This is a genomic window from Saccharopolyspora sp. NPDC047091 (assembly GCF_040643635.1).
Classification (GTDB): domain Bacteria; phylum Actinomycetota; class Actinomycetes; order Mycobacteriales; family Pseudonocardiaceae; genus Saccharopolyspora_C.
In genome coordinates, this window is sequence record NZ_JBEYUS010000011.1 from 71,813 (window position 1) to 94,179 (window position 22,367).

Consider the following 22,367-nt stretch of genomic DNA (forward strand, 5'->3'; position numbering starts at 1 on the left):
GTTGCGCGGAGCGGTCAGTTCACGCTGGTCTGCTCGGCGAATTCGGCGAGCGGCGCCGGGACGGCCCGCAGTTCCCGCAGGAACTGCGCCTCCCGCGCGAGCAGCCGCCGCACCAGCCGCAGCCGGGCCAGCGGATCGGTCTCGGCGAGCAGCGCCTGGCGGTCGTCGGTGCTGAGCACGCAGTCCTCCGCCAGCGCGTAGGACAGCTCGCCCGGTTCGAGGTCGGCGGCCGCGGGTTCGTAGTGGTCGCCGCGCAATCCGGTGCCGTGGTAGCGCTCGTGCGCTTCGCGGGCGGCCTCGTCGAGCCGGTCGACCAGCCGCGGGTCCTCGTCGGGTTCGTCGTCGGGGAGCCATTCCACCCGGGCCATCAGGTAGGGCGCGGCCTCCCGGTCGATCTGCAGCAGACGGAACCGGTGCCCGCCTTCCGCGGTGATGTCGTAGCGGCCCTGCGGCAGCTGCTGCACCTGCTGCAGCCGCGCGGAGCACCCCACGTCGTACATCGAGTCGACGTTGTCGTCGCCGACCTCCCAGCCCTGCCGGATGCCGACGACGCCGAAGCGGCGGTCCGGGACGACCTCGTTGACCAGGTCGAGGACCAGTTGCCGGTAGCGCGCTTCGAACACGTGCAGCGGCAGGTCGGCGCCGGGGAGCAGCACGGTGCTCAGCGGGAAGAGCGGGAGCGTGTCGGTCACGACCGCCAACCTACGTCCCCGCCCCGCGGATCTGCCACCGTCCGACCGCCCCTGGTGAACGGCCGGTTCGGCGGACCGGGCCGGTCACTTCGCGGGCGGGCGGAAGACGGCGAACGGGTCGGTGATCTCCAGGTCCGGCTGGGTGAACCGGAACAGCGCGGCCGGTCGGCCCCCGGACGGCCCGGCGGGCACGGTGCTGCCGGTGGGGTGCAGCGCGCCGCGGCGGGTGAGGACGCGCTGCAGGTTGGTGGCCGCGACCTCGTAGCCGAGCGCGGCGGAGTAGATCCGGCGCAGTTCGGAGACGGTGAACTCGGCCGGGGCCAGCGCGAACCCGATGTTGGTGTAGGAGAGCTTGGCGCGCAGCCGGTCGCGTGCGGCGCGGGTGATCCGCTCGTGGTCGAAGGCGGTGGCGGGGAGTTCGTCGACCGGGTGCCACGCGGTGTCGCCGGGGACTTCCGGGTCGACGTCGGCGGGCACCAGCCCGAGGAACGCGGTCGCGACGGTGCGCTGACCCGGGACGCGCGCGGGGTCGCTGAACACGGAGAGCTGCTCGACGTGGCTGAGCTTGTGCACGTCGACCTTCTCCGCGAGCTGACGGCGGATGGAGGTCTCCACGTCCTCGTCCGAGCGGAGCCTGCCGCCGGGCAGCGACCAGCGGTGCCGGTGCGGTTCCCTGGCGCGCTGCCACAGCAGCACGTGGAGCCGTCCGCGCTGCGCGCGCAGCACTCCGGCGAGCACTTCGTGAGCGGTATCTCCTTCGTCCGCATGACCTGCGGTGTTACGATGAGGCACGTTTTCGATTATAAGGCGAAAACCGCTCGGGGAGCGAACGGGGGGCGCGCGATGCGGCGCGCACCGCCGGTGAGGAGGAGAAATGGTGGTCGCCGACCAGCTCGCGCCGTACGCGGGAGTCGACCCGGATCAGGCGTGGGCGCGGGAGATCCGCAGGCTCGCCGACGAGCGCGGCGCCGTGCTGCTCGCGCACAACTACCAGCTGCCCGCGATCCAGGACATCGCCGACCACACCGGGGATTCCCTGGCGCTGAGCCGGATCGCCGCCGACAGCGAGGCCTCGACCATCGTGTTCTGCGGCGTGCACTTCATGGCCGAGACCGCGAAGATCCTCAGCCCCGGCAAGAAGGTCCTCATCCCGGACGAGCGCGCCGGCTGCTCGCTCGCCGACTCGATCACGGCCGACCAGCTGCGCGAGTGGAAGGCCGAGCACCCCGGTGCCGTCGTGGTCTCGTACGTCAACACCACCGCCGAGGTGAAGGCGGAGACCGACATCTGCTGCACCTCCTCGAACGCGGTCGACGTGGTGCGCTCCATCCCCGCGGACACCGAGGTGCTGTTCTGCCCCGACCAGTTCCTCGGCGCGCACGTCCGCCGCGAGACCGGGCGGGAGAACCTGCACGTGTGGGCGGGGGAGTGCCACGTGCACGCGGGCATCAACGGTGCCGAGCTCGCCGACCGCGCGGCCGCGAACCCGGACGCCGACCTGTTCATCCACCCGGAGTGCGGCTGCGCGACCTCCGCGCTGTACCTGGCGGGGGAGGGCACGCTGCCGCCGGAGCGGGTCAAGATCCTCTCCACCGGCGGGATGCTGGACGCCGCGCGCGGCACCGGCGCCGAGTCGGTGCTCGTGGCCACCGAGGTCGGGATGCTGCACCAGCTGCGCCGCGCCGCCCCCGAGATCGACTTCCGGGCGGTGAACGACCGCGCCTCCTGCCGCTACATGAAGATGATCACCCCGGCGGCGCTGCTGCGCTGCCTGCGCGAGGAGGCCGACGAGGTGCACGTGCCCGCCGACGTCGCCGACCGGGCCCGCGCCTCGGTGCAGCGGATGATCGGCATCGGCAAGCCCGGAGGTGGCGAATGACCTGGGAGGCCCGCGCCGACCTCGTCGTCGTCGGCACCGGGGTCGCCGGGCTCACCGCCGCGCTGCGCGCCCGCGAGCTGGGCCTGCGCACCCTCGTGATCACCAAGGACGCCGCGGCGGCGGGCAACACCGGCTGGGCGCAGGGCGGGGTCGCGGTGGTGCGGCCCGACGAGCACGACGCGGACGACAGCGTGCGGCGCCACGTCACCGACACGCTCACCGCGGGCGCCGGGCTCTGCGACGAGCACGCGGTGCGGGAGATCCTCGCCGACGGCGCGGCCGCGGTGGCGCGGCTGCGCGCGGCGGGTGCGCGGTTCGACGGCGCGGACGGGGAGCTGGCCCGCACCCGCGAAGGCGGGCACACCGCGTTCCGCGTGATCCACGCGGGCGGGGACGCCACCGGCGCCGAGGTGCAGCGGGCGCTGTCCGAGGCCGTCGGCTCCGGCGGGATCCCCGTGCTGGAGCGGCACTGCGCGGCGGAACCGGTCCGCGGCGACGGCGGCACCCTCGCCGGGGTCCTCGCGCTCGACCCGCACGGCAATCCCGGAGTGGTGCGCGCCCCCGCCGTGCTGCTCGCCACCGGCGGCCTCGGCAGGCTCTACGCGGCCACCACGAACCCGGAGGTGGCCACCGCGGACGGGATCGCGTTCGCGCTGCGGGCCGGGGCCACCGCGGCCGACCTGGAATTCGTCCAGTTCCACCCGACGGCGCTGCACGTGCCCGGCGCCAGCGGCAGGCGGCCGCTGGTCACCGAGGCGGTGCGGGGTGAGGGCGCGGTGCTGCTGGACGTCCGCGGCGACCGGATCATGGCCGGGGTGCACCCGCTGGCCGACCTGGCGCCGCGGGACGTGGTCTCCGCGGAGCTCGACCGCCGCATCGCCGAGACCGGCGCCGAGTGCGCGTACCTGGACGCCACCGGCATCCCGGAGTTCGCCGCCCGGTTCCCCACCGTCTTCGCGTCCTGCCGCGCCGCCGGGGTCGACCCGCGGCGCGAGCCGATCCCGGTGACCAGCGCCGCGCACTACTCCTGCGGCGGCGTGGTGACCGATGTGGACGGTCGGACCGGGGTGGCCGGGCTGTACGCGGCCGGGGAGGTGGCGCGCACCGGCCTGCACGGGGCGAACCGGCTCGCGTCGAACAGCCTGCTCGAAGGCCTGGTCGTGGGGGCCAGGGCGGCCGAGGCGGTGGCCCGCGACCTGCGCGGTGGCCTGATCGAGGCCCGCAGGCCGGTGCTGCCGCCGGTGCCCGCGGCGGCCGTCGTGGACCGCGAGCTGCTGCAGCGCACCATGACCGCGCACGCCGGGATCGGCCGCACCGCCGAGGGCCTGGCCGCGGCCCGGGAGGTGCTCGACAAGGCGGGCGTCGTCCGTCCACTTCGGACTCGGGAGGCGGTGGAGGACGCGTCCCTGGCGCTCACCGCGCAGGCGTTGCTCGCCGCCGCCGAGGCCCGCACCGAATCCCGCGGCAGCCATCGGAGGCGGGACCACCCGGCGCGCGACGACGTACGCTGGCGGCGCAGCGTCGCGCTGCGCCTGGACGTGTCCGGCTGGTTGTTCCGCACCGACCGAGAACCCCCGAGGAGCGTGGCATGACCCTGTCCGAGGTGACCACCGGCCACCTGCGCGCCGCCGGGCTCGACCCGCAGGAGATCCGCTCCCTGGTGCGGGCCGCGCTCGCCGAAGACCTGCGCTACGGGCTCGACGTCACCACCGAGGCCACCGTGCTCGTCGACGCCATCGCCGAAGCCGCCTTCCGGGCGCGCCCCGCCGGGGTCGTCGCGGGCATCCCCGTGGCCCGCGCGGTGCTCGACGAGGTGCTCGGCGCGGACGGCTACAAGGTGCTGCACAGCCGCGGCGACGGCGACATGATCATGCCGGGGGAGAGCGCGCTGAGCGTGCACGCGCCGGTGCGCGGCCTGCTCACCGCCGAGCGCACCGCGCTGAACCTGCTCTGCCACCTCTCCGGCATCGCCACCGCCACCGCCGAATGGGTGCGCGCGGTGGAGGGAACCGGCTGCCGCATCCGGGACAGCCGCAAGACCCTGCCCGGCCTGCGGGTGCTGCAGAAGTACGCGGTGCGCTGCGGCGGCGGGGTGAACCACCGGATGGGCCTCGGCGACGCCATGCTGATCAAGGACAACCACGTGGTGGCCGCCGGATCGGTGGTGGCGGCGCTGCGGGCCTGCCGCGACCACGCGCCGGAGCTCCCGCTGGAAGTCGAAGTGTCCACATTGGAGGAGCTGGACGAGGTGCTGGAGGAGGGCGCCGAACTGGTGCTGCTGGACAACTTCACGCCGCAGGACTGCGCCGACGCGGTGCGCCGCACCAAGGAGATCTCGCCCGGCACCGAACTGGAGGCCTCCGGCGGGCTCACCCTCGACGTGGCCCGCACCTACGCCGAGACGGGCGTGCACTTCCTCGCCGTCGGCGCGCTCACCCACTCCTCGCCCGCGCTCGACATCGGCCTCGACATGTGACCGGCCGGGCCGCCCACCGGGGCGGCCCGGACCCGATCAGAACCGCCGGTTCGCCAGCACCGGGATGCTGGCCCGCGCCTGCTCGACCGCCGCCGGGTCCAACTCGGCCACCAGCACGTCCGGAGCGTCGCCGAGCTGCGCGTGCACCGTCCCGACCGGGGTGGCGACGGTGCTGAAGCCGATGCCGGTCGGCGCCTTGCCGCTGGGCTCGATCCCCGCGGTGCGCGGATCGGCCTGGCCGCACGCCACCACCCAGGAGGTGCTGTCCAGCGCGCGGGCGCGCACCAGCAGCTCCCACTGCTCGCGCTTGCCGTCGCCCGCACCCCAGGACGCCGCGGTGACGATCACCGACGCGCCCCGGTCGGCCAACGCCGCGTACAGCCCGGGGAAGCGCACGTCGTAGCAGGTCGTCACGCCGATCCCGGTGCCGCCGACGTCGACCACCAGCGGTTCCGCGCCGGGCGCGACCGTGCGCGACTCGGCGAAGCCGAACGCGTCGTAGAGGTGGATCTTGTCGTAGTGCGCGTCCACGCCCGGCCCGGTGACCAGCAGCGTGTTCGCCACCCGCCCGTCGTCGGCCGGGGTGAACATGCCCGCGACCACGGTGATCCCGGACTCCGCGGCCAGCCCGCGCACCTCGGTGGCCCACGGGCCGTCGAGGGGTTCCGCGACCGGCCCGAGCGGGATGCCGAAGCAGGCCATGGTGGCCTCCGGGAAGACCGCGAGCTCCGCGCCCGCCTCCGCCGCCCGGCGGACGCCGTCCGCGACCAGCTCCAGGTTCGCCGCCGGATCAGGGGTGGACACGATCTGGCACAGCGCGACGCGCATGGGTTCCGCCTCTCTTCGCCTCTGCCTCGTTGTATACCAGGGATATGCAAGACTGGGACGGCATCGTCCCGCAGCGCAAGGAGCCGCCGTGACCTCGGGCCGCCAGCTCGCCTACGACCACCTCAAGGACACCGTGCTCAGCGACCCCGCGATGCAGGGCAGCTTCGTCAACGAGCAGTCCCTCGCCGACGCCATCGGGGTCTCCCGCACCCCGATCCGGGAGGCCCTGCTGCTGCTCGCCGCCGAAGAACTCGTGCAGCTGGTGCCCAAGCGCGGTGCCTACATCGCGCCCGTCGCCGGGCGGGAGATCCGCGAGCTGTTCGAACTCCGCGGGATGATGGAGCGCTACGCGGCGCAGCGCACCCTCGAACTCGGCACCGTGCCCGTCCAGCAGATGAGCGGCGAACTCGACCGGCAGCGCGAGCTGCGCGCCGCCGAGGACGCCAGGGCGTTCATCGACCTCGACCACCGCTTCCACGCCGCGCTGGTGCGGGCCGTCGGCAACGACATGCTCACCAAGAACTACGACGGGCTGCGCGCTCGCCAGGTCCGCGCGGGCATCGTCGCGCTGTTCTCCGCGCGCAACCGGCGCGAGGCCGTCCTCGACGAGCACGACGCGATCCTCGCCGCGCTCGCCGACGGCGACACCGCGGCCGCGCACGCCGCGATCACCGCGCACCTGGACGCTACGCAGCACGTGCTGCTCGCGGGCTGATCGCCAACCCGGCCAAGGTCACCGCGCAGGTCGCGAACAGGTAGCAGGCCGGCGCGATCCAGCTGTCGAAGTACGCGAACAACGAGGTGAACAGCAGCGGCGCCAGCGCGCCGCCGATCACCCCGGCCAAGGTGTACGCCAGCGAGCAGCCCGTGTAGCGCAACCGGGTGCTGAACTGCTCGGACACGAACGCCGCCTGCGGCCCGTACATCAACGAGTGCCACAGCAGGCCGACGATCACGCCGAGCACCAGCAGCGGCGCCGAACCGCCACCGATCAGCGGGAAGAAGGCGAACGGCCACACCGCGCCGCCGACGGCGCCGATCGCGTACACCCGCCGCCTGCCCCACCGGTCCGAGAGCCACCCCGCGGCCGGGATCAGCGCCAGCTGGCAGGTCGAACCGAGCATCACGCCGGTGACCGCCCAGCCCTGCGGGAGCCCGAGCTCCTTCGTCACGTAGGTCAGCACGAACACGGTGAACAGCGCGTACAGCACGTCCGGGCCGACCCGGGACAGGATCGCGGAGATCAGGGCGCGCGGCTCCTCGGTGAACACCTCGCGCAGCGGGGCGGCGGCCTGGTCGCCGGAGCGCTGCAGCTCGCGGAACACCGGCGTCTCCTCCAGCTTCACCCGGATCCACAGCCCGAAGACCACCAGCACCGCCGAGAGCAGGAACGCGACCCGCCAGCCCCAGGCCAGGAACTGCGCCGAGCTGAGCGTCGCGGCCAGCACCGCCAGCACGCCGTTCGCCAGCAGGTTCCCGGCGGGCGGCCCGATCTGGGCGGCCGAGGCCCAGAAGCCGCGCCGCTTCTCGTCGCCGAACTCGCTGGACAGCAGCACGGCGCCGCCCCACTCGCCGCCGATGCCGACGCCCTGGGCGAAGCGCAGCACCACCAGCAGCACGGCGCCCCACGCGCCGACCTGGCCGTGCGTCGGCAGCAGTCCGATGAGCACGGTCGCGATACCGGTGAGCAGCAGCGTCGTGACCAGCACCTGCTTGCGGCCGAGGACGTCGCCGAGCCTGCCGAACACGAAACCGCCCAGCGGCCGGGACAGGTAGCCGACGGCGTAGGTGGAGAACGCGAGCAGCGTGCCCGACAGCGGGTCGTGGCTGGGGAAGAACAGGTCGCCGAACACCAGGGCGGAGGCCACCGAGTAGGCGGCGAAGTCGTACCACTCCAGCGAGGTCCCGGACAGCGCGGCGACGAACGCCTTGACCAGGTCCTTGCGCGGCGGGCGGGTGGGTGCGTCGGGGAGCGCTTGACTCATCGGCGGTCCTTGTCGAGGGGGTTCGTCACATCGGTCGTGCTGTCCGGCGAATTGGTGATACGAACTGTATACAAGAAGTATGCTGATCGGGAGGGTCTGATGTTTCCGCTTCGTTTCGATGTGGCAGGCACGTCCGTCGAGGTGCCCGTCCGCACCCTGCTCAACGCCGGCTACGCCGGGCGCAGCCAGGACGACGTGGCCGCGCACGTCGCCGAACTCGCCGAACTCGGCGTCCCCGCACCCACCCGCACGCCCTGCCTCTACCCGGTCGCGCCCTACCTCGCCATGCAGACCGGCGAGGTGCCCGCGCAGCACGGCCGCACCTCCGGCGAGGCCGAGTGGGCGCTGATCATCGCCGGGCCGCGCGAGGAGGACGTGCTGCTCACCGTCGCCTGCGACCACACCGACCGGGAGCTGGAGGTGCACGGCGTGGCCTGGAGCAAGCAGGCGGGTCCGGACGTGCTCGGTTCCCGGGCCTGGCGGCTCGTCGACGTCGCCGACCGGATCGACTCGCTCACCCTCACCGCGCACGTCGGCGGCCGGCGCCTCCAGAGCGGCACGCTCGGCGAGCTGCTCACGCCCGCGTACTGGCTGGCCGAACTGCGCGAGCTCGGCCTCGCCGAGCCGGGCACGGTGCTGCTGTCCGGCACCATCCCGATGGACGCCGAGGTCGACCAGTTCGCGGACCCGTGGCGGGTCGAGCTCGCGGACCCCACGACCGGCGACGTGCTGACCTGCGAGTACACCGTTCGGCAGCTGCCCGCGCCGATCGCCTAGCGCGCCACTCCCGAGCGCGGTCGCACGATCGTGCCCGATCTTCCGGCCGGTCGGCCCGCGTCGGACCGACCGCTCGCGGCAGGTGCCCGCCGGGTGCGGAGGTGACTTGCCCTGCGGGGGTGTCCGCCGTCATGCTCGGCGGCGCCGCCGCGGGTCCGGGGCCGGTGAGCCCGGGGGTTCCGCGGGTGGCCGCTCCCACCGGGCACGTGGTCGGAATGTGATCCGGCCGATGTGGCATCGTGACTCCCTGCAAGTTCACGACGCCCCGTCGTGAACGGTGCCAAGTGCAGCACACGAAGAGGGAGACAGACGTGAGCGACAGCGGCGAGGGCACCACTTTCATGCAGTGGCGCGAGCGGGCGCAGTCCGAGGTCCAGGAGGAGCGGCCGCAGCTGCGGGCCGTGCTGATCACGGCCGGTGTCGTGGTCCTGGTCGGCATCCTCGTGGGCGTCGTCGTGCTCCTGCTGTCCTGATCGTTCGTCCGGGCGTTTCGGGGGCGCTCGGATGATCGGAGTCGGCGTGGGCGCGGTTCCCGGAACCCGCCCGCCTGCCCCGGTGCGCGGGAGGCCGTCGGTCTCGTCCGCCTCCCGATCCTGGTGCTCCCGATCCCGACGACTTGAGAATTCTCGGCGGGTGCGGCTGATTCCCGCTGGATACAGCACGATCAAGTGATGACGAACCCGTGTTCGAGTCGGAACACTGGGTGTCATGGAATCCACGATCTCGCCGTCGGTGGTCAGCCGCGGCCACCGCTTCCACCGGTCCGCAGCGCGACGGCGCTCGTCCTCGACGTCCGGACTCCGCGCGTCCGGTTCCGCCGCCTTCCGAGCCGTCGCCTTCCGGGCCGCCGCGTTCCGGTGCACCGCGCTCCTGTCCGTCGGGTTCCGGGCTGTGGTGCTCCGAACTGCGGTGCTCCGGGCTGCGGCGTTCCGGGCTGCGGCGTTCCGATCCGCGGCGCACCGGCACGGCGCCGTGCGGCTCGTGCCGCGCGCACCGGAACGCGCCGGACCGGACCGGACGAGCGGAGGTGGCGGTCGCCCGCCGCCCGGATCACGGCCGTGCCGACGGCTTCACGCCCACCGCGGACCAGCCGCTGCCGACGGCGGCGCGGACCCCCGCGGCCACCGGGGCGTCGGGGCGCCAGTCGACCACCGGCACCACGCCCGGCGGGACCAGCGCCCACCCGGACAGCAGCGTTCCGGCCTGTTCGGCCGGGCGCAGGCTCAGCGGCGTCGGCGTCCGGTCGTAGATGCGCAGCCCCTCCACCACCTGCGTCGAGGTCAACCCGGCTCCGGAGGCGTGGCTGACCGCCAGCACGCTGCCCGGAGCGCAGACGTCCCGGTACGCCGCGAGCACCTCGGCCGGACCGGCCTCGTCCGGGACGAAGTGCAGCACCGACAGGGCCAGCACCGCGACCGGCTCACCCAGGTCCAGCAGCCGCCGCACGCCGGGGGCGGCGAGCACGTCCGCCGGGTGCGCCAGGTCGGCCTGCGTGACGGTCACCCGCGGTTCCCCGTGCAGCAGCCTGCGCGCGTGCGCGACGGCCACCGGCTCGTGGTCGACGTAGGCGATCGCCGCGTCCGGGTCGCCCTGGTGCGCGATCTCGTGCACGTTGCCGACCGTCGGAATCCCCGACCCCAGGTCGAGGAACTGGCGGATGCCGCGCTCCACGCAGAACCGCACGACGCGGCGCAGGAAGGCCCGGTTCTCGCGGACCCCGACCCGGGTCTCCGGGAGCAGCTCCAGCTGCTTGCGGGCGGCTCCCCGGTCGGCGGGGAAGTTCTGCGTCCCGCCGAGGAAGAAGTCGTACATGCGTGCGGCGTTCGGCCGCTGCAGGTCGAGGGTGCCGTGGATGTCGGCCAGCTCCCCGACGCGTTCGTCCTCGATGATCGCGAATCCCTTCCCGGCCGGGCCGGTGGTCGTGCGCGCACCGATCGGCCCCTCGAACGGGGAGAGCCCGGACACCCGACGGGCATCCGGGCTCTCCAGCACCGCGCGAACCTCGGCTCAGGCGCCGGCTTCGCGGAGCGCGATGTCCACCGCACCGTCGTTGCGGGCGGTCTCGCGCTCGATCACGTCACCCGGCGGGTAGAACCCGTCGAGGCCACCGTCGGAGGGGTACATCTCCAGGGTGAACGCGAGGATCTTGTGCTTGCCCCACATCCAGTCGAGGCTGTCGCCGTCGGTGGCGTAGAGGTCGCTGGACTGCTGCGGGGTGTACCCGTTCGTCTCGGCCATCTCGGTGCCGACCTTCTCGAACCGGTCGTGCTCGGCCTGCGTCATCCCCTCGGTCACGTCGTCCTGGGTGTGCCCGAACGGCCAGAGCACCAGCTCCGAGAAGGTGTGGAAATCGATCGCCGACTTGATCTGCTGCTCGCCGCCGACCACGCGGGAGTCGATGAAATCCGCCAGCGCCTTCGTCTCCGGGGCGGAGAACGCCTCGGTGCCGCGGTAGGTCTCGTCCTGCGGGTCGTCGCTGGCGCCGCCGCAGCAGCCCCACTTGTAACCCCAGTTGCGGTTCAGGTCGGTGCCGGCGTCCTGCCGGTTCTTCCGCCAGCCCTGGTACTCGCCCGACTCCACGTCGTAGGTGGAACCGTCGACGTTCACCGAGGGGACGATCCACACCTCGCGGGTGTCGACGTTCTCCTTGACCGCGGGGTCGTCGGCGTAGCCGTCGGTGAGCCGGTTCGCGATCTGCAGGCACATCTCGGTGGTGAGGTGCTCGCGCGCGTGCTGGTTGCAGTCGAACAGGACCTCCGGCTCGTCCTCGTCCTCCGCGACGTTGCCGCTGACCTTGAGCAGCGGGATGTCCCGGCCCTCGAAGCTCGTGCCGAGGCTGGACTTCGCGGCGATGTCCGGGTGGTCGGCGACGATCTGGTCGAGCTCGGCGACCATCTCGTCGTAGTTGTGGTACGCCTCGTCGCCGGGCGGGAAGTCCCGCGGCGTCGCCTTCTGCTGCAGGTCGAAGCCCTGCGCGCGCAGCTGCTCCGCCTGCGCCGCGGTGGCCTCCACCGTCGCCACGCCGTCCTTCGCACCGAGCACCTGGGCTCCGGAGGCGTTGATGTCGGTCCGGATCCGGCTGTCGGTGTTCGGTACCGAATACACCCCGCCCGCCGCGGCCGCAGCGGGCGCGGGCTCGGTCCGGGGTGCGGCGACGCTCGCCTGGACGGGAAGGAGCAGTGCCAGGGACGCGGTGGCCGCCACCGCCGTTGCTCTGCGCCGTGCGCTGGACATCGGGCCTCCCGATCGATCACGGATGGTGATCAAGAGAGCGTCCCCGAGTCACGCTCGGTTGGCAACCCACTTACGTCGGAAGCGGCGGATCACCGTTTACCGTTCGCGCGCGGACGCGCGTCGGACGCCGCCGAACAGGGCGATTACCCTGGTGACCGAGCTAGTAGCCCACATCCGTCCGCACTGAAAGGACGCCCATGCTCACCCGTACCGACCTGCGCGGTCGTGTTCCGTCCACCGCCGAGCTGCGCGCCACGCTGCCGCGCGCCGACACGGACGTGGAGCACGTGCTGCACCAGGTGCGGCCGGTGATCGAGGCGGTCCGCGACCGCGGTGCCGACGCGGTGCTGGAGTACGCCGAGAAGTTCGACGGGGTGCGGCCCGAGCAGGTGCGGGTGCCTGCCGCCGAGCTGGTCGGCGCGCTGGAGCGGCTCGACCCGGCGGTGCGCGAAGCCCTGCAGGAATCCATCGACCGCGCACGCCGCGTGCACGGCGACCAGCGGCGCACCGACGTCACCACCGAGGTGGTGCCGGGCGGCACCGTCACCGAGCGCTGGGTGCCGGTCTCCCGGGTCGGGCTGTACGCGCCGGGCGGCCTCGCCGTGTACCCGTCGAGCGTCGTGATGAACGTGGTGCCCGCGCAGGCGGCCGGGGTCGAATCGCTGGTGGTGTGCTCGCCACCGCAGGCCGAGTTCGGCGGGCTGCCGCACCCCACGATCCTCGCGGCGGCCGCGCTGCTCGAGGTCGACGAGGTGTGGGCGGTCGGCGGTGCCCAGGCGGTCGCGCTGCTCGCCTACGGCGGGCAGGACACCGACGGCGCCGAACTGCTGCCCGCGGACCTGGTGACCGGACCGGGCAACGTGTTCGTCACCGCGGCGAAGCGGCACCTGCGCAGCGTCATCGGCATCGACGCGGAGGCCGGGCCGACCGAGATCGCGGTGCTGGCCGACGACACCGCCGACCCGGTGCACGTGGCCGCCGACCTGATCAGCCAGGCCGAGCACGACCCGCTGGCGGCGAGCGTGCTGGTCACGACCTCGCCGGAACTGGCCGACGCGGTGGACGCGGAACTGGACCGCCAGGTGCCGCTGACCAAGCACACCGAGCGGATCCGCACCGCGCTCACCGGCGAGCAGTCCGGCTGCGTGCTGGTCGGCACCGTCGGTGACGGCCTCACCGTCGTCGACGCCTACGCCGCCGAGCACCTGGAGATCCAGACCGCCGACGCGGACGCCGTCGCCGCGCGGGTGCGCAACGCGGGGGCGATCTTCGTCGGGCCGCACGCGCCGGTGTCGCTCGGCGACTACTGCGCGGGCTCGAACCACGTGCTGCCCACCGGCGGCTGCGCGCGGCACTCCTCCGGGCTGAGCGTGCAGAGCTTCCTGCGCGGCATCCACGTCATCTCCTACGACGAGCAGGCGTTGCGGGAGGTGGCGGGGAAGGTCGTCGCGCTCGCCGACGCCGAGGACCTGCCCGCGCACGGGCAGGCCGTCACGGCCCGCTTCCCGTCCGGACTCGACCGCTGATCCACACCTCGAAGAGAGAACCATGAGCGACGTGCTCGGCGCCGACGTGGCGCTGACCGACCTTCCGCTGCGCGAGGACCTGCGCGGCCGCAGCCCCTACGGCGCCCCGCAGCTGGACGTGCCGGTGCGGCTGAACACCAACGAGAACCCCTACCCGCCGCCGCCCGAACTCGTGGCCGACGTGGCCGAGGCGGTCCGCGAAGCGGCCGAGTCGCTGCACCGCTACCCGGACCGGGACGCGGTGGCGCTGCGGGAGGACCTGGCCGCGTACCTCAGCGGCGCCACCGGCGTCGCCGTCTCGCACCGCAACGTCTGGGCCGCGAACGGGTCCAACGAGGTGCTGCAGCAGGTGCTGCAGGCGTTCGGCGGACCGGGGCGCAGCGCCCTGGGCTTCGAACCGTCGTACTCGATGCACCCGATCCTGTCCGCGGGCACCCGCACCGACTGGCTGCCCGCGCCCCGCCGCGCCGACTTCAGCCTGGACGGGGCGCAGGCGGCGGCGATCGTGGCCGAGCGCCGCCCGGACGTGGTGTTCGTGACCAGCCCGAACAACCCGACCGGCCAGGTGGTCCCGCAGCAGGACCTGCGCGCGGTGCTCGACGCCGCCCCGGGGATCGTGGTGGTCGACGAGGCCTACATCGAGTTCTGCACCGAACCGAGCGCGATCGAGCTGATCGACGACTACCCGGCGAAGATCATCGTCAGCCGCACCATGAGCAAGGCGTTCGCGTTCGCCGGCGGCAGGCTCGGCTACCTCGCCGCCGCCCCCGCGATGATCGACGCGCTGCTGCTGGTGCGGCTGCCGTACCACCTGTCGGCGCCGACCCAGGCCGCCGCCCGCGCCGCGCTGCGGCACGCGAAGGCGACCCTCGGCTCGGTGCGGGCGCTGGCCGACGAGCGCGACCGCGTCGTGGCGCGGCTGGGCGAACTCGGCTTCAGCCCCGTGCACAGCGACGCGAACTTCGTGCTGTTCGGCCGGTTCACCGACGCGCACGCGGCGTGGCAGCGCTACCTGGACGCCGGAGTGCTGATCCGCGACGTCGGCATCGCCGGACACCTGCGGGTCACCATCGGCACCCCCGAGGAGAACGACGCGTTCCTGGCCGCGAGCAAGGGCCTGATGGACGCGGTGAACGAGGAGAACACGCGATGACGGCGACCGAGGCGGCGTTCGCGCCGGGCACCCGCACCGGCAAGGTGGAGCGCACCACCAAGGAATCCTCCGTGCTGGTCGAGCTGGACCTCGACGGCACCGGGCAGGTCGACATCGACACCACGGTGCCGTTCTACGACCACATGCTCACCGCGCTGGGCACGCACGCCGCGTTCGACCTGACGGTGAAGGCGTCCGGCGACATCGACATCGACGCCCACCACACCGTCGAGGACACGGCGATCGTGCTCGGGCAGGCCCTGCGCCAGGCGCTCGGCGACAAGAAGGGCATCCGCCGCTTCGGCGATGCCTGGATCCCGATGGACGAGACCCTGACGCACGCCGCCGTGGACGTCTCCGGCCGCTCGTACTGCGTGCTGACCGGGGAGCCCGAGCAGTACAACAGCTTCACCATCGGCGGGAACTACCCGTTCGTGCTGAACCGGCACGTGTTCGAGTCGCTGGCGTTCCACTCGCAGATCAACCTGCACGTGCGGGTGATCCACGGCCGGGACCCGCACCACATCGCCGAAGCCCAGTACAAGGCGATCGCCCGCGCGCTGCGCGCCGCCGTGGAACCCGACCCGCGGTTCGCCGGCGTGGTCCCGTCCACGAAGGGTGCGCTGTAAATGCAGGCGCTCGGCCCGATCGTGCTGCTGGCCGTCGCCGGCTTCCTCGTCGGCGGCGTCGCCGCGACCTGGAAGACCGCCCGACTGGCGGCGGTGGTCCTCGGCGTGCTGGCGGTGCTGGCGGGGGCGGGTGGGATCGCCTGGTTGCTGTGACGGGGATGTGAACAGCAACCAGGCGAAAATCGTGGCCCCTCGGCTTGCTCGCCGGGGCGGGTGGCGGAACCTCAGCGGTTCCCTCGCTGCGGGATCGTTTTCACCGGTGGCTCCGCCACAGGCGAAAACGCTGTCCTCGCGAGGAAACCGCTGAGAACCCCCGGGTGGTCCGGCTGCGCGCGTGGTCGCTGCTCAGCGGCTTCGCCGCTGACGGGACCGGATCGATGGCGCCGCCGGGTTCTGGTTCTCGCTCAGGCGTGCAGCGGGTGGTTTTGGAAGAACTTCCAGATCAGGGGGGTTGCTTCGATGACCGTCGGGTCGTCGGAGTCCGGGTTGGACGAGCGGCTCGGCCAGTCGTGCCCGAGCTCGTCGATGCGGTAGTGCACCAGCGCGCCGCGGTCCGCGCAGCCCCTCCAGCGCTGCTTCGTGACCAGGTCCTGCGGCTCGTCGGTGACCGGGTCGGGGGAGCACCCGTCGCGCTCCGCCCACCCGTCGAGCCAATCCGGGATGGCGGGCAGGCCCTTCTCCGGATTCCCGTCGTAGGGGATCGTGTCGTCCGCGGTGCCGTGGAACGAGATCATCGGCACCGGCGCGGACGGCGAGCACTCCCCGCTCTGCGGGTAGTAGGCCCCGGCGACCGGCGCGAACGCGGCGATGCGGTCGCCCAGGCGGCAGGCCAGCACGTTGGTGAAGCCACCGCCGTTCGACTTCCCGGCCGCGTACACCCGGTCGGTGTCCACGCAGAAGTCGTCCTCGACCCGGTCCAGCAGATCCCGGGTGAACTGCACGTCATCGGCGTCCGCCGAATACGGCGCGCCCTCCCACGCGGTCCCGCCGTCGGTGCCGACCAGGCCTTGCGGGTAGACGGCGATCGCGTCCACCTCGGAGAACTTCGACAGCCGCTCCTGGTACTCGGCGGTGCGGTTGTGGCCGTGGAAGGACAGCACCACCGGAGTGGCCCGGTCCCCGTCGTAGCTCTCCGGCACGTGCACGAGGAATTCCCGCGTCCGGCCACCGGAGGTGAGTTCCTGGTGCTCGGTGGTGCCCGGCTCGATCTCGGGACCGCCGCCGCAGCCGCCGCGCGGGGCGGGCCGCTCCGGGGCGGCCAGGGCCGGTGCGCCGGTGGCGGCGACCACGCCGAGGGCGATCAGCAGGCTCAGCACTGCTCTGTGCATCATCGACTCCTGTCTCGGCGCGGTCGCCGCTCGCGGCCGCGCGAACCTCACTTGGCAGCGACGGGTTCCTTGCCGGAATCGCCGTCGGCCGACGAGGATTCTTCCTCGTCGAGGAAGCTCTGCTCGTTGAACGGGTCCTCCTTGGCGAACACCCGCCGCATCTGCTCGCGGTCGATCTCCTGGGTCCAGGAGCCGATGATGACCGTGGCGATCGCGTTGCCCGCGAAGTTGGTGAGCGCGCGGGCCTCGGACATGAACCGGTCGATGCCGACGATGAGGCCGACGCCGTCCACGAGCTCCGGCCGGTGCGACTGGAGGCCACCGGCGAGGGTGGCGAGCCCGGCGCCGCTGACGCCCGCGGCGCCCTTCGACGCGATGATCATGAACACGAGCAGCGAGATCTGCTCGCCGAGCGCCAACGGCTCACCCATCGCGGAGGCGATGAACAGCGAGGCCATCGTCAGGTAGATCGCGGTGCCGTCGAGGTTGAACGAGTACCCGGTGGGCACGGTGATGCCGACGACGGGCTTGCTGACGCCGAGGTGCTCCATCTTCGCGATCAGCCGCGGCAGCGCCGCCTCCGACGAGGACGTCGACAGGATCAGCAGGAACTCGCGACCGAGGTAGCCGAGCAGCTTGAACACGCTGACCCGGGCGAACGCCCACAGCAGCGGCCCGAGCACCAGGAAGATGAACAGCAGGCAGGTGGTGTAGAAGCCGGCCATGATGATGCCGAGGCCCTTGAGCGCGTCGACCCCGGTGGCGCCGACGACGGCGGCGATGGCGCCGAACGCGCCGATCGGGGCCACCCACATCACCATCGCGAGGATCTTGAACACGAGCCGCTGGATGTGCTCGATGCCGCGCAGGATCGGCGTGCCCTTGTCACCGAGGGCCTGCAGCGCGAACCCGGCGAGCAGCGCCACCAGCAGCGTCTGCAGCACTTCGCCTTCGGTGAGGGCGGAGACCAGGGTGTTCGGGATGATGCCGATGAGGAACCCGGACAGGCCTTCGGCTTCGCCCGGCGCCTGCTCGCTGCCGCTGGCGCGCAGCTCTTCGGTGAGCTGGAGGCCCTCACCCGGGTGCAGCACGTTGCCGACGAGCAGCCCGACGACGAGCGCGACGAACGACATCACGAGGAAGTAGCCCAGTGCCAGGCCGCCGACCTTGCCGACCTTCGCGGCCTGCCGCACGCCGCCGACGCCCAGCACGATGGTGCAGAAGATGACCGGCGAGATCATCATCTTGATCAGGTTGACGAACCCGGTGCCCAGCGGTTTCAGTGCGGTGGCGAAGTCGGGGAACGCGAATCCGACGGCGATGCCGAGCAGGACCGCGACGATGACGAAGATGTACAGGAAGTGGGTGCGGTCCCGCTTCTTCGGCGGTGCACCGGCGGCCTCGGGTGCAGCGTCTTTGCTTGCCACGGGTCAACTCCTACGGGAAGTACCGATCACTCGGGTCGGCGCTCACTCATTCGGTCGTGTCTCAGGTCACGAGTATGTCGGGGGAGACTATCGGACTCACCGGTGGTGACCGTCACGGTTGTGTTCATTGAGTTCATGCGGGAGCAACAACAACGTCATGTCGTATTTCCGGCGGATCGGGCGGACCAGCCTCGCGGCCCGGTTGTTCGTGCTGCAAGTGGTCGTGGTGGCGGTGGTCGTGCTCAGCGGGGTGGCGCTCGGCTACCTGGCGGCGGAGCAGCGCACCGAGGAGGCCGCGGCGGACGAGGTCGCTGCGGTGGCGCACACGCTGGCCGTCGATCCCGGCGTGCTGGCGGCGGCGATCGGCGCCGACCCGCCGCGGATCCTGCAGCCGCGGGCGGAGCGGGTCCGGGCGGCGACGGGCGTCGGGTTCATCACGATCATGGACCCGTCGGGGATGCGCTACACGCACCCGAACCCGGACCTGATCGGCAAGCGGTTCGTCGGCAACATCGGCGCTGCCCAGCACGGCAGGCCGCTCACCGAGACCTATGAGGGCACCCTCGGCCCGTCGGTGCGGGTGGTGGTCCCGGTGCTCGACGAGTCGGGCCGGGTGCGGGCGCTGGTGTCGGTGGGCATCACGGTGCGGGTGCTCACCGCCGAGCTGAGCGGGCAGCTGCTGGTGCTGGCCGGGGTGGGTGCGGTGGCGCTGCTGTTCGGCGGCGCCGGCGGATACCTGGTGTCGCGGCGGTTGCGCAGGCACACGCACGGCCTGACTCCGGCGGAGCTGAGCCGGATGTACGAGTACCACGACGCGATCCTGCACGCGGTCCGCGAAGGCCTGCTGCTGGTGGCGCCCTCCGGAGCGGTGACGCTGTGCAACGATGGGGCGGCGGTGCTGCTGGGGGTGGACCAGGAGGTGGCGGAGCGGGCGCGCTTCGCGGACCTGGGGTTCCCGGAGCCGCTGGTGGAGGCGCTCGCGGAGCGGGAACCGGTGCGCGACGAGGTGCACGTGACCGAGGACCGGGTGCTGCTGGTGAACGTCTCCGCGGTGCGCAGCGGTGACCGCGACCTGGGCAGCGTGGTGACGTTGCGCGATCACACCGAGTTGCAGGCGCTGACGGGGGAACTGGATTCGATGCGCGGGTTCTCCGAGTCGCTGCGCTCGCAGGCGCACGAGTCGGCGAACCGGTTGCACGCGGTGGTGTCGCTGATCGAACTGGGCCGGGTCGAGGAGGCGGTGGCGTTCGCGACCGCGGAGCTGGAGCTGGCGCAGCAGCTGACGGATCGCGTGGTGGAAGCGGTCGGCGAGCCGGTGCTGGCGGCGGTGCTGCTCGGCAAGAGCGCGGAGGCGCGGGAGCGGGGCGTGGAGGTGGTGCTGTCCGAGGACAGCGCGGTCGACGACCGGGCACTGGGCCGGGTGGGCTCCCGCGACCTGGTGACGATCCTGGGGAATCTGATCGACAACGCGGTGGAGGCGACCTTCGAGGTGCCCGCGCCGCGGGTCGAGGTGAGCATCCGCTCCGGTGCGGAGGAGCTGTCCATCGTGGTGTCGGACAACGGGCCCGGGGTCGATCCGGCGGTGGCCGGGCAGGTGTTCGAGCGGGGCTGGTCGACGAAGCGCCCGGGCCGCGGCCTGGGCTTGGCGCTGGTGGGCCGCAGCGCGCGGCGCTACGGCGGGTCGGTGCGGGTCGGCGCGGGCCCGGGCGGCCGGTTCGAGGTGCGGATCCCGCTGGCCGAGGTGCGCTCGTGATCTCGGTGCTGGTGGTGGAGGACGACCCGGTGGCGGGCGAGGCGCACGAGCTCTACGTGTCCAGGGTGGACGGTTTCGAGGTGGCCGGGCGCGCCCGCACCGGGCAGGAGGCGCTGCGGTTCCTGGAGCACACCCAGGTGGACCTGGTGCTGCTGGATCTGCGGCTGCCGGACATGGACGGGCTGGCGGTGGCGCGGGCGCTGCGCAACACGGGCAGCAACGCGGACGTGATCGCGGTGACCTCGGCGCGGGACCTGCGGGTGGTGCGCGCGTCGGTGGCCAGCGGCGTGGTGCAGTACCTGCTGAAACCGTTCACGTTCGCGGCGATGCGGGAGAAGCTGGAGCACTACGCCCGGTTCCGGCAGAGCCTCGGGCACGACCGGGAGGCCAGCGGGCAGAGCGAGATCGACCGGGCGTTCTCCACCCTGCGCGGGGTGGACCGCGCGTCGCTGCCGAAGGGCATGGGGGAGGAGACGCTGGCCGCGGTGGTCTCGGCGCTGCGCGCGCACCGGGAGGGCGCGGCCGCGGGCGCGGTGGGCGAGCTGGCTGGGGTGTCGCGGGTGACGGCGCGCCGCTACCTGGAGTACCTGGTGGACAACGGGATGGCGGGCCGCGAGCCGCGCTACGGCGGGGTGGGGCGCCCGGAGATGTTCTACCGCTGGGCCGAGAACTCCGGTTAGGGGAACTCCGGCTAGGGGGAACTCCGGTCAGGACCGGTCCGCGGACGGCTTGAGCAGCGGCGAGCCGGGGCCTTGGGCGGCCATCTGGTCCTCGGCGTTGTTCAGCGCGCAGGTGCGCAGCGACAGGCAGCCGCAGCCGATGCACCCGCTGAGCCGGTCGCGCAGCCGTTGCAGCCCGTCGATGCGCGCGTCGAGCTCGTCCCGCCAGGAGCGGGACAGCCGCGTCCAGTCGGCCTTGGTGGGCGCGTGGTCGGTGGGCAGCGTCGCGAGCGCGTCGGAGATCTGCTCCAGGCTGAGCCCCACGCGTTGGGCGGCGCGGATGAACGCGAGCCTGCGCAGCACGGGCCGTCCGTAGCGGCGCTGGTTGCCGCCGGTGCGGGTGGAGGCGATCAGGCCGCGTTGCTCGTAGAAGCGCAGCGCGGTCTGGGCGACTCCGCTGCGGTGCGCGACTTCGCCGATGGTGAGCAGGGAGGGCAGTGCCGACATGCCCCCAACGTAGCCGCGAACTTCGCGTTAGGTCGAACTTCCGCCCGCGGTCGTGGCCTCCGGGGTGAGCGCGCCGTAGCTGAGCAGGCGCCCGGCGGCGCGCAGCGCGATCTCCAGCTCGAACCGGGCCTGCGGGTCGGTGAGCGCGTCGCCGAAGAGGTCTTCGAGCTGGTGCAGGCGGTAGCGCACCGTCTGCGGGTGCACCTGCAGCCGGTGCGCGACCTCGGGGGCGCCGCCGCGGGTCTGCAGCCAGGCCAGCAGGGTGTCGGCGAGCCGGATCTGCTGCTTCGGCTTGAGCCGGTCGAGCGGGGCGAGGCGGGTGTGCACGATCTGCCGGGTCAGGGTCTCGTCGCTGAGCAGCAGCAGGTGCGTGAGGTGGTCCTCGCAGTGCAGCACGGGCCGGTCCGGCACGAGTCCGGCGTGCGAGAGGTCGAGGAGCTCGCGCGCCCACCGCAGCGCGTGCGGTGCCCGGTGCAGCTCGACCCGGGGTCCGAGCGCGACCCGCCAGCCCGCGAGCTGCTGCTCCCACGGCGGTTCGCCGGTGGCGTCCGCGGGGTGCGGCACCAGCAGGTGCGGGTGGTCGCCGTCGAGGTCACCGAGCGCGTCCCAGCCAACGAGCGGTGCGCTGCGGGGTTCCGCTCCGCCGGTGCGTTCGAGCGCGGCGACGACGAGGGTGTCCGGCAGCATCCAGTCGGCGGCCTCGGCGGCTTCGGCGAGGATGCGGCGCGGTGGCTGCGGATCGGTGAGCAGCAGTTCCAGCAGTCGACGCCTGCGCCGGGCCCGGGTGCCCGCGGCGCGGGCCTGCGCTTCGGCGAACCCTTCGACGGAGAGCGCGGCGAGCTCGTCGATGTGCGCGTAGATCGCTTCGCCGAGCAGCAGCATGGTGCGGGGCGCGATGCGGGCGCGTTCGCCGATGCGGGCGGTGCGCCGCCAGGCGAGGCGGGCGCCGAGCCGGTAGGCCGCCTGCAGGCTGTCGAGGCTGCGGCCTTCGTGCATTTCGGCCTTGCCGAGCGCCCGGTGCACTTCGGCGCAGCGTTCCTGCGGTGCGGTGGGGTCGGCGATCTGGTCGACGAACTGGTTGAGCGCTTCGTCGACACCGCGTTGGATGGCGCGCACGTACTGCTCGTCCATCGGCCGCGCGTATTCGGGGATGCGGAGCTGGATCTCGGTGCGGATCTGGGTGGCGAGGCTGCTCAGCTCGGGTCGCAGGACGGGGGCGAGTTCGCTGGGCAGCGCCGCCCACAGGTCCGGTGTGCCGGTGCGGGCCACCCTCGTCGGCATGGGCTCCTTCTCCTGTCGGGTGGGCGCCGGATCGGTTCCGGAAGTGCCACCGGGAAAGTTACTACTAGAGAGTAGGGACTTTAATGAGCGGTTCCGCTCGACCCCAACCGGCAATTCGGGTGAATACGAAGGTGGGCGATGCGCGCGGGGTCAACATGAAGAAGATTCGCCTCTTATTCGAGGAGTCCACTGTGGATCGGTGACGAATCCCTTGACTTCGAGTCAACTCGAAG

At 72.6% G+C, this 22,367-nt stretch carries 22 protein-coding genes; 12 read left to right on the forward strand and 10 right to left on the reverse strand.

What is annotated here, in order from left to right:
- Window positions 1–14: 14 nt before the first annotated feature.
- Entirely contained in the window at window positions 15–692 is a 678-nt protein-coding gene (locus ABZ805_RS07985) for an LON peptidase substrate-binding domain-containing protein (RefSeq protein ID WP_358436075.1), read from the reverse strand.
- Window positions 693–776: 84 nt separating this feature from the next.
- Window positions 777–1,430, reverse strand: coding sequence for an NUDIX domain-containing protein (locus ABZ805_RS07990; RefSeq protein ID WP_358436208.1), 654 nt, complete (start codon window positions 1,428–1,430; stop codon window positions 777–779).
- A gap of 136 nt (window positions 1,431–1,566) precedes the next feature.
- On the opposite strand from ABZ805_RS07990, the gene nadA reads away from it, so the two are divergent.
- Genes nadA through nadC form a run of 3 tightly spaced genes read left to right on the forward strand, consistent with a single transcriptional unit; the run spans window position 1,567 to window position 5,047 of the window.
- Complete coding sequence (gene nadA, locus ABZ805_RS07995) at window positions 1,567–2,571, forward strand: quinolinate synthase NadA (RefSeq protein ID WP_358436078.1); 1,005 nt, start codon at window positions 1,567–1,569, stop codon at window positions 2,569–2,571.
- Window positions 2,568–4,163: an L-aspartate oxidase gene (locus tag ABZ805_RS08000; protein WP_358436080.1), complete on the forward strand. Its 1,596-nt coding sequence runs from the start codon at window positions 2,568–2,570 to the stop codon at window positions 4,161–4,163. The genes nadA and ABZ805_RS08000 overlap by 4 nt, the downstream gene beginning before the upstream one ends.
- Window positions 4,160–5,047, forward strand: coding sequence for a carboxylating nicotinate-nucleotide diphosphorylase (nadC, locus tag ABZ805_RS08005; RefSeq protein ID WP_358436083.1), 888 nt, complete (start codon window positions 4,160–4,162; stop codon window positions 5,045–5,047). Before ABZ805_RS08000 ends, nadC begins: the two co-directional genes overlap by 4 nt.
- A gap of 36 nt (window positions 5,048–5,083) precedes the next feature.
- Here nadC and ABZ805_RS08010 read toward each other — a convergent pair whose 3' ends face one another.
- Window positions 5,084–5,875, reverse strand: coding sequence for a carbon-nitrogen hydrolase family protein (locus tag ABZ805_RS08010; RefSeq protein WP_358436086.1), 792 nt, complete (start codon window positions 5,873–5,875; stop codon window positions 5,084–5,086).
- Between the two features lie 88 nt (window positions 5,876–5,963).
- Between ABZ805_RS08010 and ABZ805_RS08015 the strand changes: the two genes are divergently transcribed.
- Window positions 5,964–6,590: a GntR family transcriptional regulator gene (locus ABZ805_RS08015; protein WP_358436089.1), complete on the forward strand. Its 627-nt coding sequence runs from the start codon at window positions 5,964–5,966 to the stop codon at window positions 6,588–6,590.
- On the opposite strand, the gene ABZ805_RS08020 is transcribed toward ABZ805_RS08015, so the two are convergent.
- The gene (locus tag ABZ805_RS08020; protein WP_358436092.1) at window positions 6,562–7,860 is read right to left on the reverse strand and encodes an MFS transporter; all 1,299 of its coding nucleotides are present in this window, start codon (window positions 7,858–7,860) and stop codon (window positions 6,562–6,564) included. The genes ABZ805_RS08015 and ABZ805_RS08020 overlap by 29 nt on opposite strands.
- A gap of 99 nt (window positions 7,861–7,959) precedes the next feature.
- Between ABZ805_RS08020 and ABZ805_RS08025 the strand changes: the two genes are divergently transcribed.
- Entirely contained in the window at window positions 7,960–8,637 is a 678-nt protein-coding gene (locus ABZ805_RS08025) for a DUF2848 domain-containing protein (RefSeq protein WP_358436095.1), read from the forward strand.
- A 311-nt stretch (window positions 8,638–8,948) separates the two neighbouring features.
- A complete protein-coding gene (locus ABZ805_RS08030; protein WP_358436098.1) occupies window positions 8,949–9,110 on the forward strand; it encodes a hypothetical protein in 162 nt (53 codons plus the stop codon).
- 577 nt (window positions 9,111–9,687) lie between these two features.
- On the opposite strand, the gene ABZ805_RS08035 is transcribed toward ABZ805_RS08030, so the two are convergent.
- The gene (locus ABZ805_RS08035) at window positions 9,688–10,629 is read right to left on the reverse strand and encodes an SAM-dependent methyltransferase (RefSeq protein ID WP_358436101.1); all 942 of its coding nucleotides are present in this window, start codon (window positions 10,627–10,629) and stop codon (window positions 9,688–9,690) included.
- Window positions 10,630–10,644: 15 nt separating this feature from the next.
- Window positions 10,645–11,871 (reverse strand): M14 family metallopeptidase, encoded by a 1,227-nt coding sequence (locus ABZ805_RS08040; protein WP_358436104.1) that lies wholly within the window; start codon window positions 11,869–11,871, stop codon window positions 10,645–10,647.
- Window positions 11,872–12,068: 197 nt separating this feature from the next.
- Between ABZ805_RS08040 and hisD the strand changes: the two genes are divergently transcribed.
- The 4 genes from hisD to ABZ805_RS08060 are packed head-to-tail and all read left to right on the forward strand — an operon-like array spanning window position 12,069 to window position 15,332.
- Entirely contained in the window at window positions 12,069–13,397 is a 1,329-nt protein-coding gene (gene hisD / locus ABZ805_RS08045; protein WP_358436107.1) for a histidinol dehydrogenase, read from the forward strand.
- A gap of 22 nt (window positions 13,398–13,419) precedes the next feature.
- A complete protein-coding gene (locus ABZ805_RS08050; RefSeq protein WP_358436110.1) occupies window positions 13,420–14,550 on the forward strand; it encodes a histidinol-phosphate transaminase in 1,131 nt (376 codons plus the stop codon).
- The gene (gene hisB / locus ABZ805_RS08055) at window positions 14,547–15,179 is read left to right on the forward strand and encodes an imidazoleglycerol-phosphate dehydratase HisB (protein ID WP_358436113.1); all 633 of its coding nucleotides are present in this window, start codon (window positions 14,547–14,549) and stop codon (window positions 15,177–15,179) included. The genes ABZ805_RS08050 and hisB overlap by 4 nt, the downstream gene beginning before the upstream one ends.
- Window positions 15,180–15,332 (forward strand): hypothetical protein, encoded by a 153-nt coding sequence (locus tag ABZ805_RS08060; protein WP_358436116.1) that lies wholly within the window; start codon window positions 15,180–15,182, stop codon window positions 15,330–15,332.
- Window positions 15,333–15,583: 251 nt separating this feature from the next.
- Here ABZ805_RS08060 and ABZ805_RS08065 read toward each other — a convergent pair whose 3' ends face one another.
- Window positions 15,584–16,507 carry a ferulic acid esterase gene (locus ABZ805_RS08065; RefSeq protein WP_358436119.1) on the reverse strand — a complete coding sequence of 308 codons (924 nt, stop codon included), beginning with the start codon at window positions 16,505–16,507 and terminating at the stop codon, window positions 15,584–15,586.
- 47 nt (window positions 16,508–16,554) lie between these two features.
- A complete protein-coding gene (locus tag ABZ805_RS08070) occupies window positions 16,555–17,934 on the reverse strand; it encodes a cation:dicarboxylase symporter family transporter (protein ID WP_358436121.1) in 1,380 nt (459 codons plus the stop codon).
- Between the two features lie 157 nt (window positions 17,935–18,091).
- Here ABZ805_RS08070 and ABZ805_RS08075 point away from each other — a divergent pair, with 157 nt between their 5' ends.
- Together ABZ805_RS08075 and ABZ805_RS08080 are read left to right on the forward strand one after the other, a co-directional pair.
- Window positions 18,092–19,687 (forward strand): sensor histidine kinase, encoded by a 1,596-nt coding sequence (locus tag ABZ805_RS08075; RefSeq protein ID WP_358436124.1) that lies wholly within the window; start codon window positions 18,092–18,094, stop codon window positions 19,685–19,687.
- On the forward strand, window positions 19,684–20,367 hold the full coding sequence (locus ABZ805_RS08080; protein WP_358436126.1) for a response regulator: 684 nt from the start codon (window positions 19,684–19,686) through the stop codon (window positions 20,365–20,367). Before ABZ805_RS08075 ends, ABZ805_RS08080 begins: the two co-directional genes overlap by 4 nt.
- Window positions 20,368–20,394: 27 nt before the next feature.
- Here the strand turns inward: ABZ805_RS08080 and soxR are convergent, their stop codons facing one another.
- Complete coding sequence (soxR, locus tag ABZ805_RS08085; protein ID WP_358436129.1) at window positions 20,395–20,853, reverse strand: redox-sensitive transcriptional activator SoxR; 459 nt, start codon at window positions 20,851–20,853, stop codon at window positions 20,395–20,397.
- Between the two features lie 27 nt (window positions 20,854–20,880).
- Entirely contained in the window at window positions 20,881–22,134 is a 1,254-nt protein-coding gene (locus ABZ805_RS08090) for a helix-turn-helix domain-containing protein (RefSeq protein ID WP_358436132.1), read from the reverse strand.
- Window positions 22,135–22,367 lie beyond the last annotated feature (233 nt).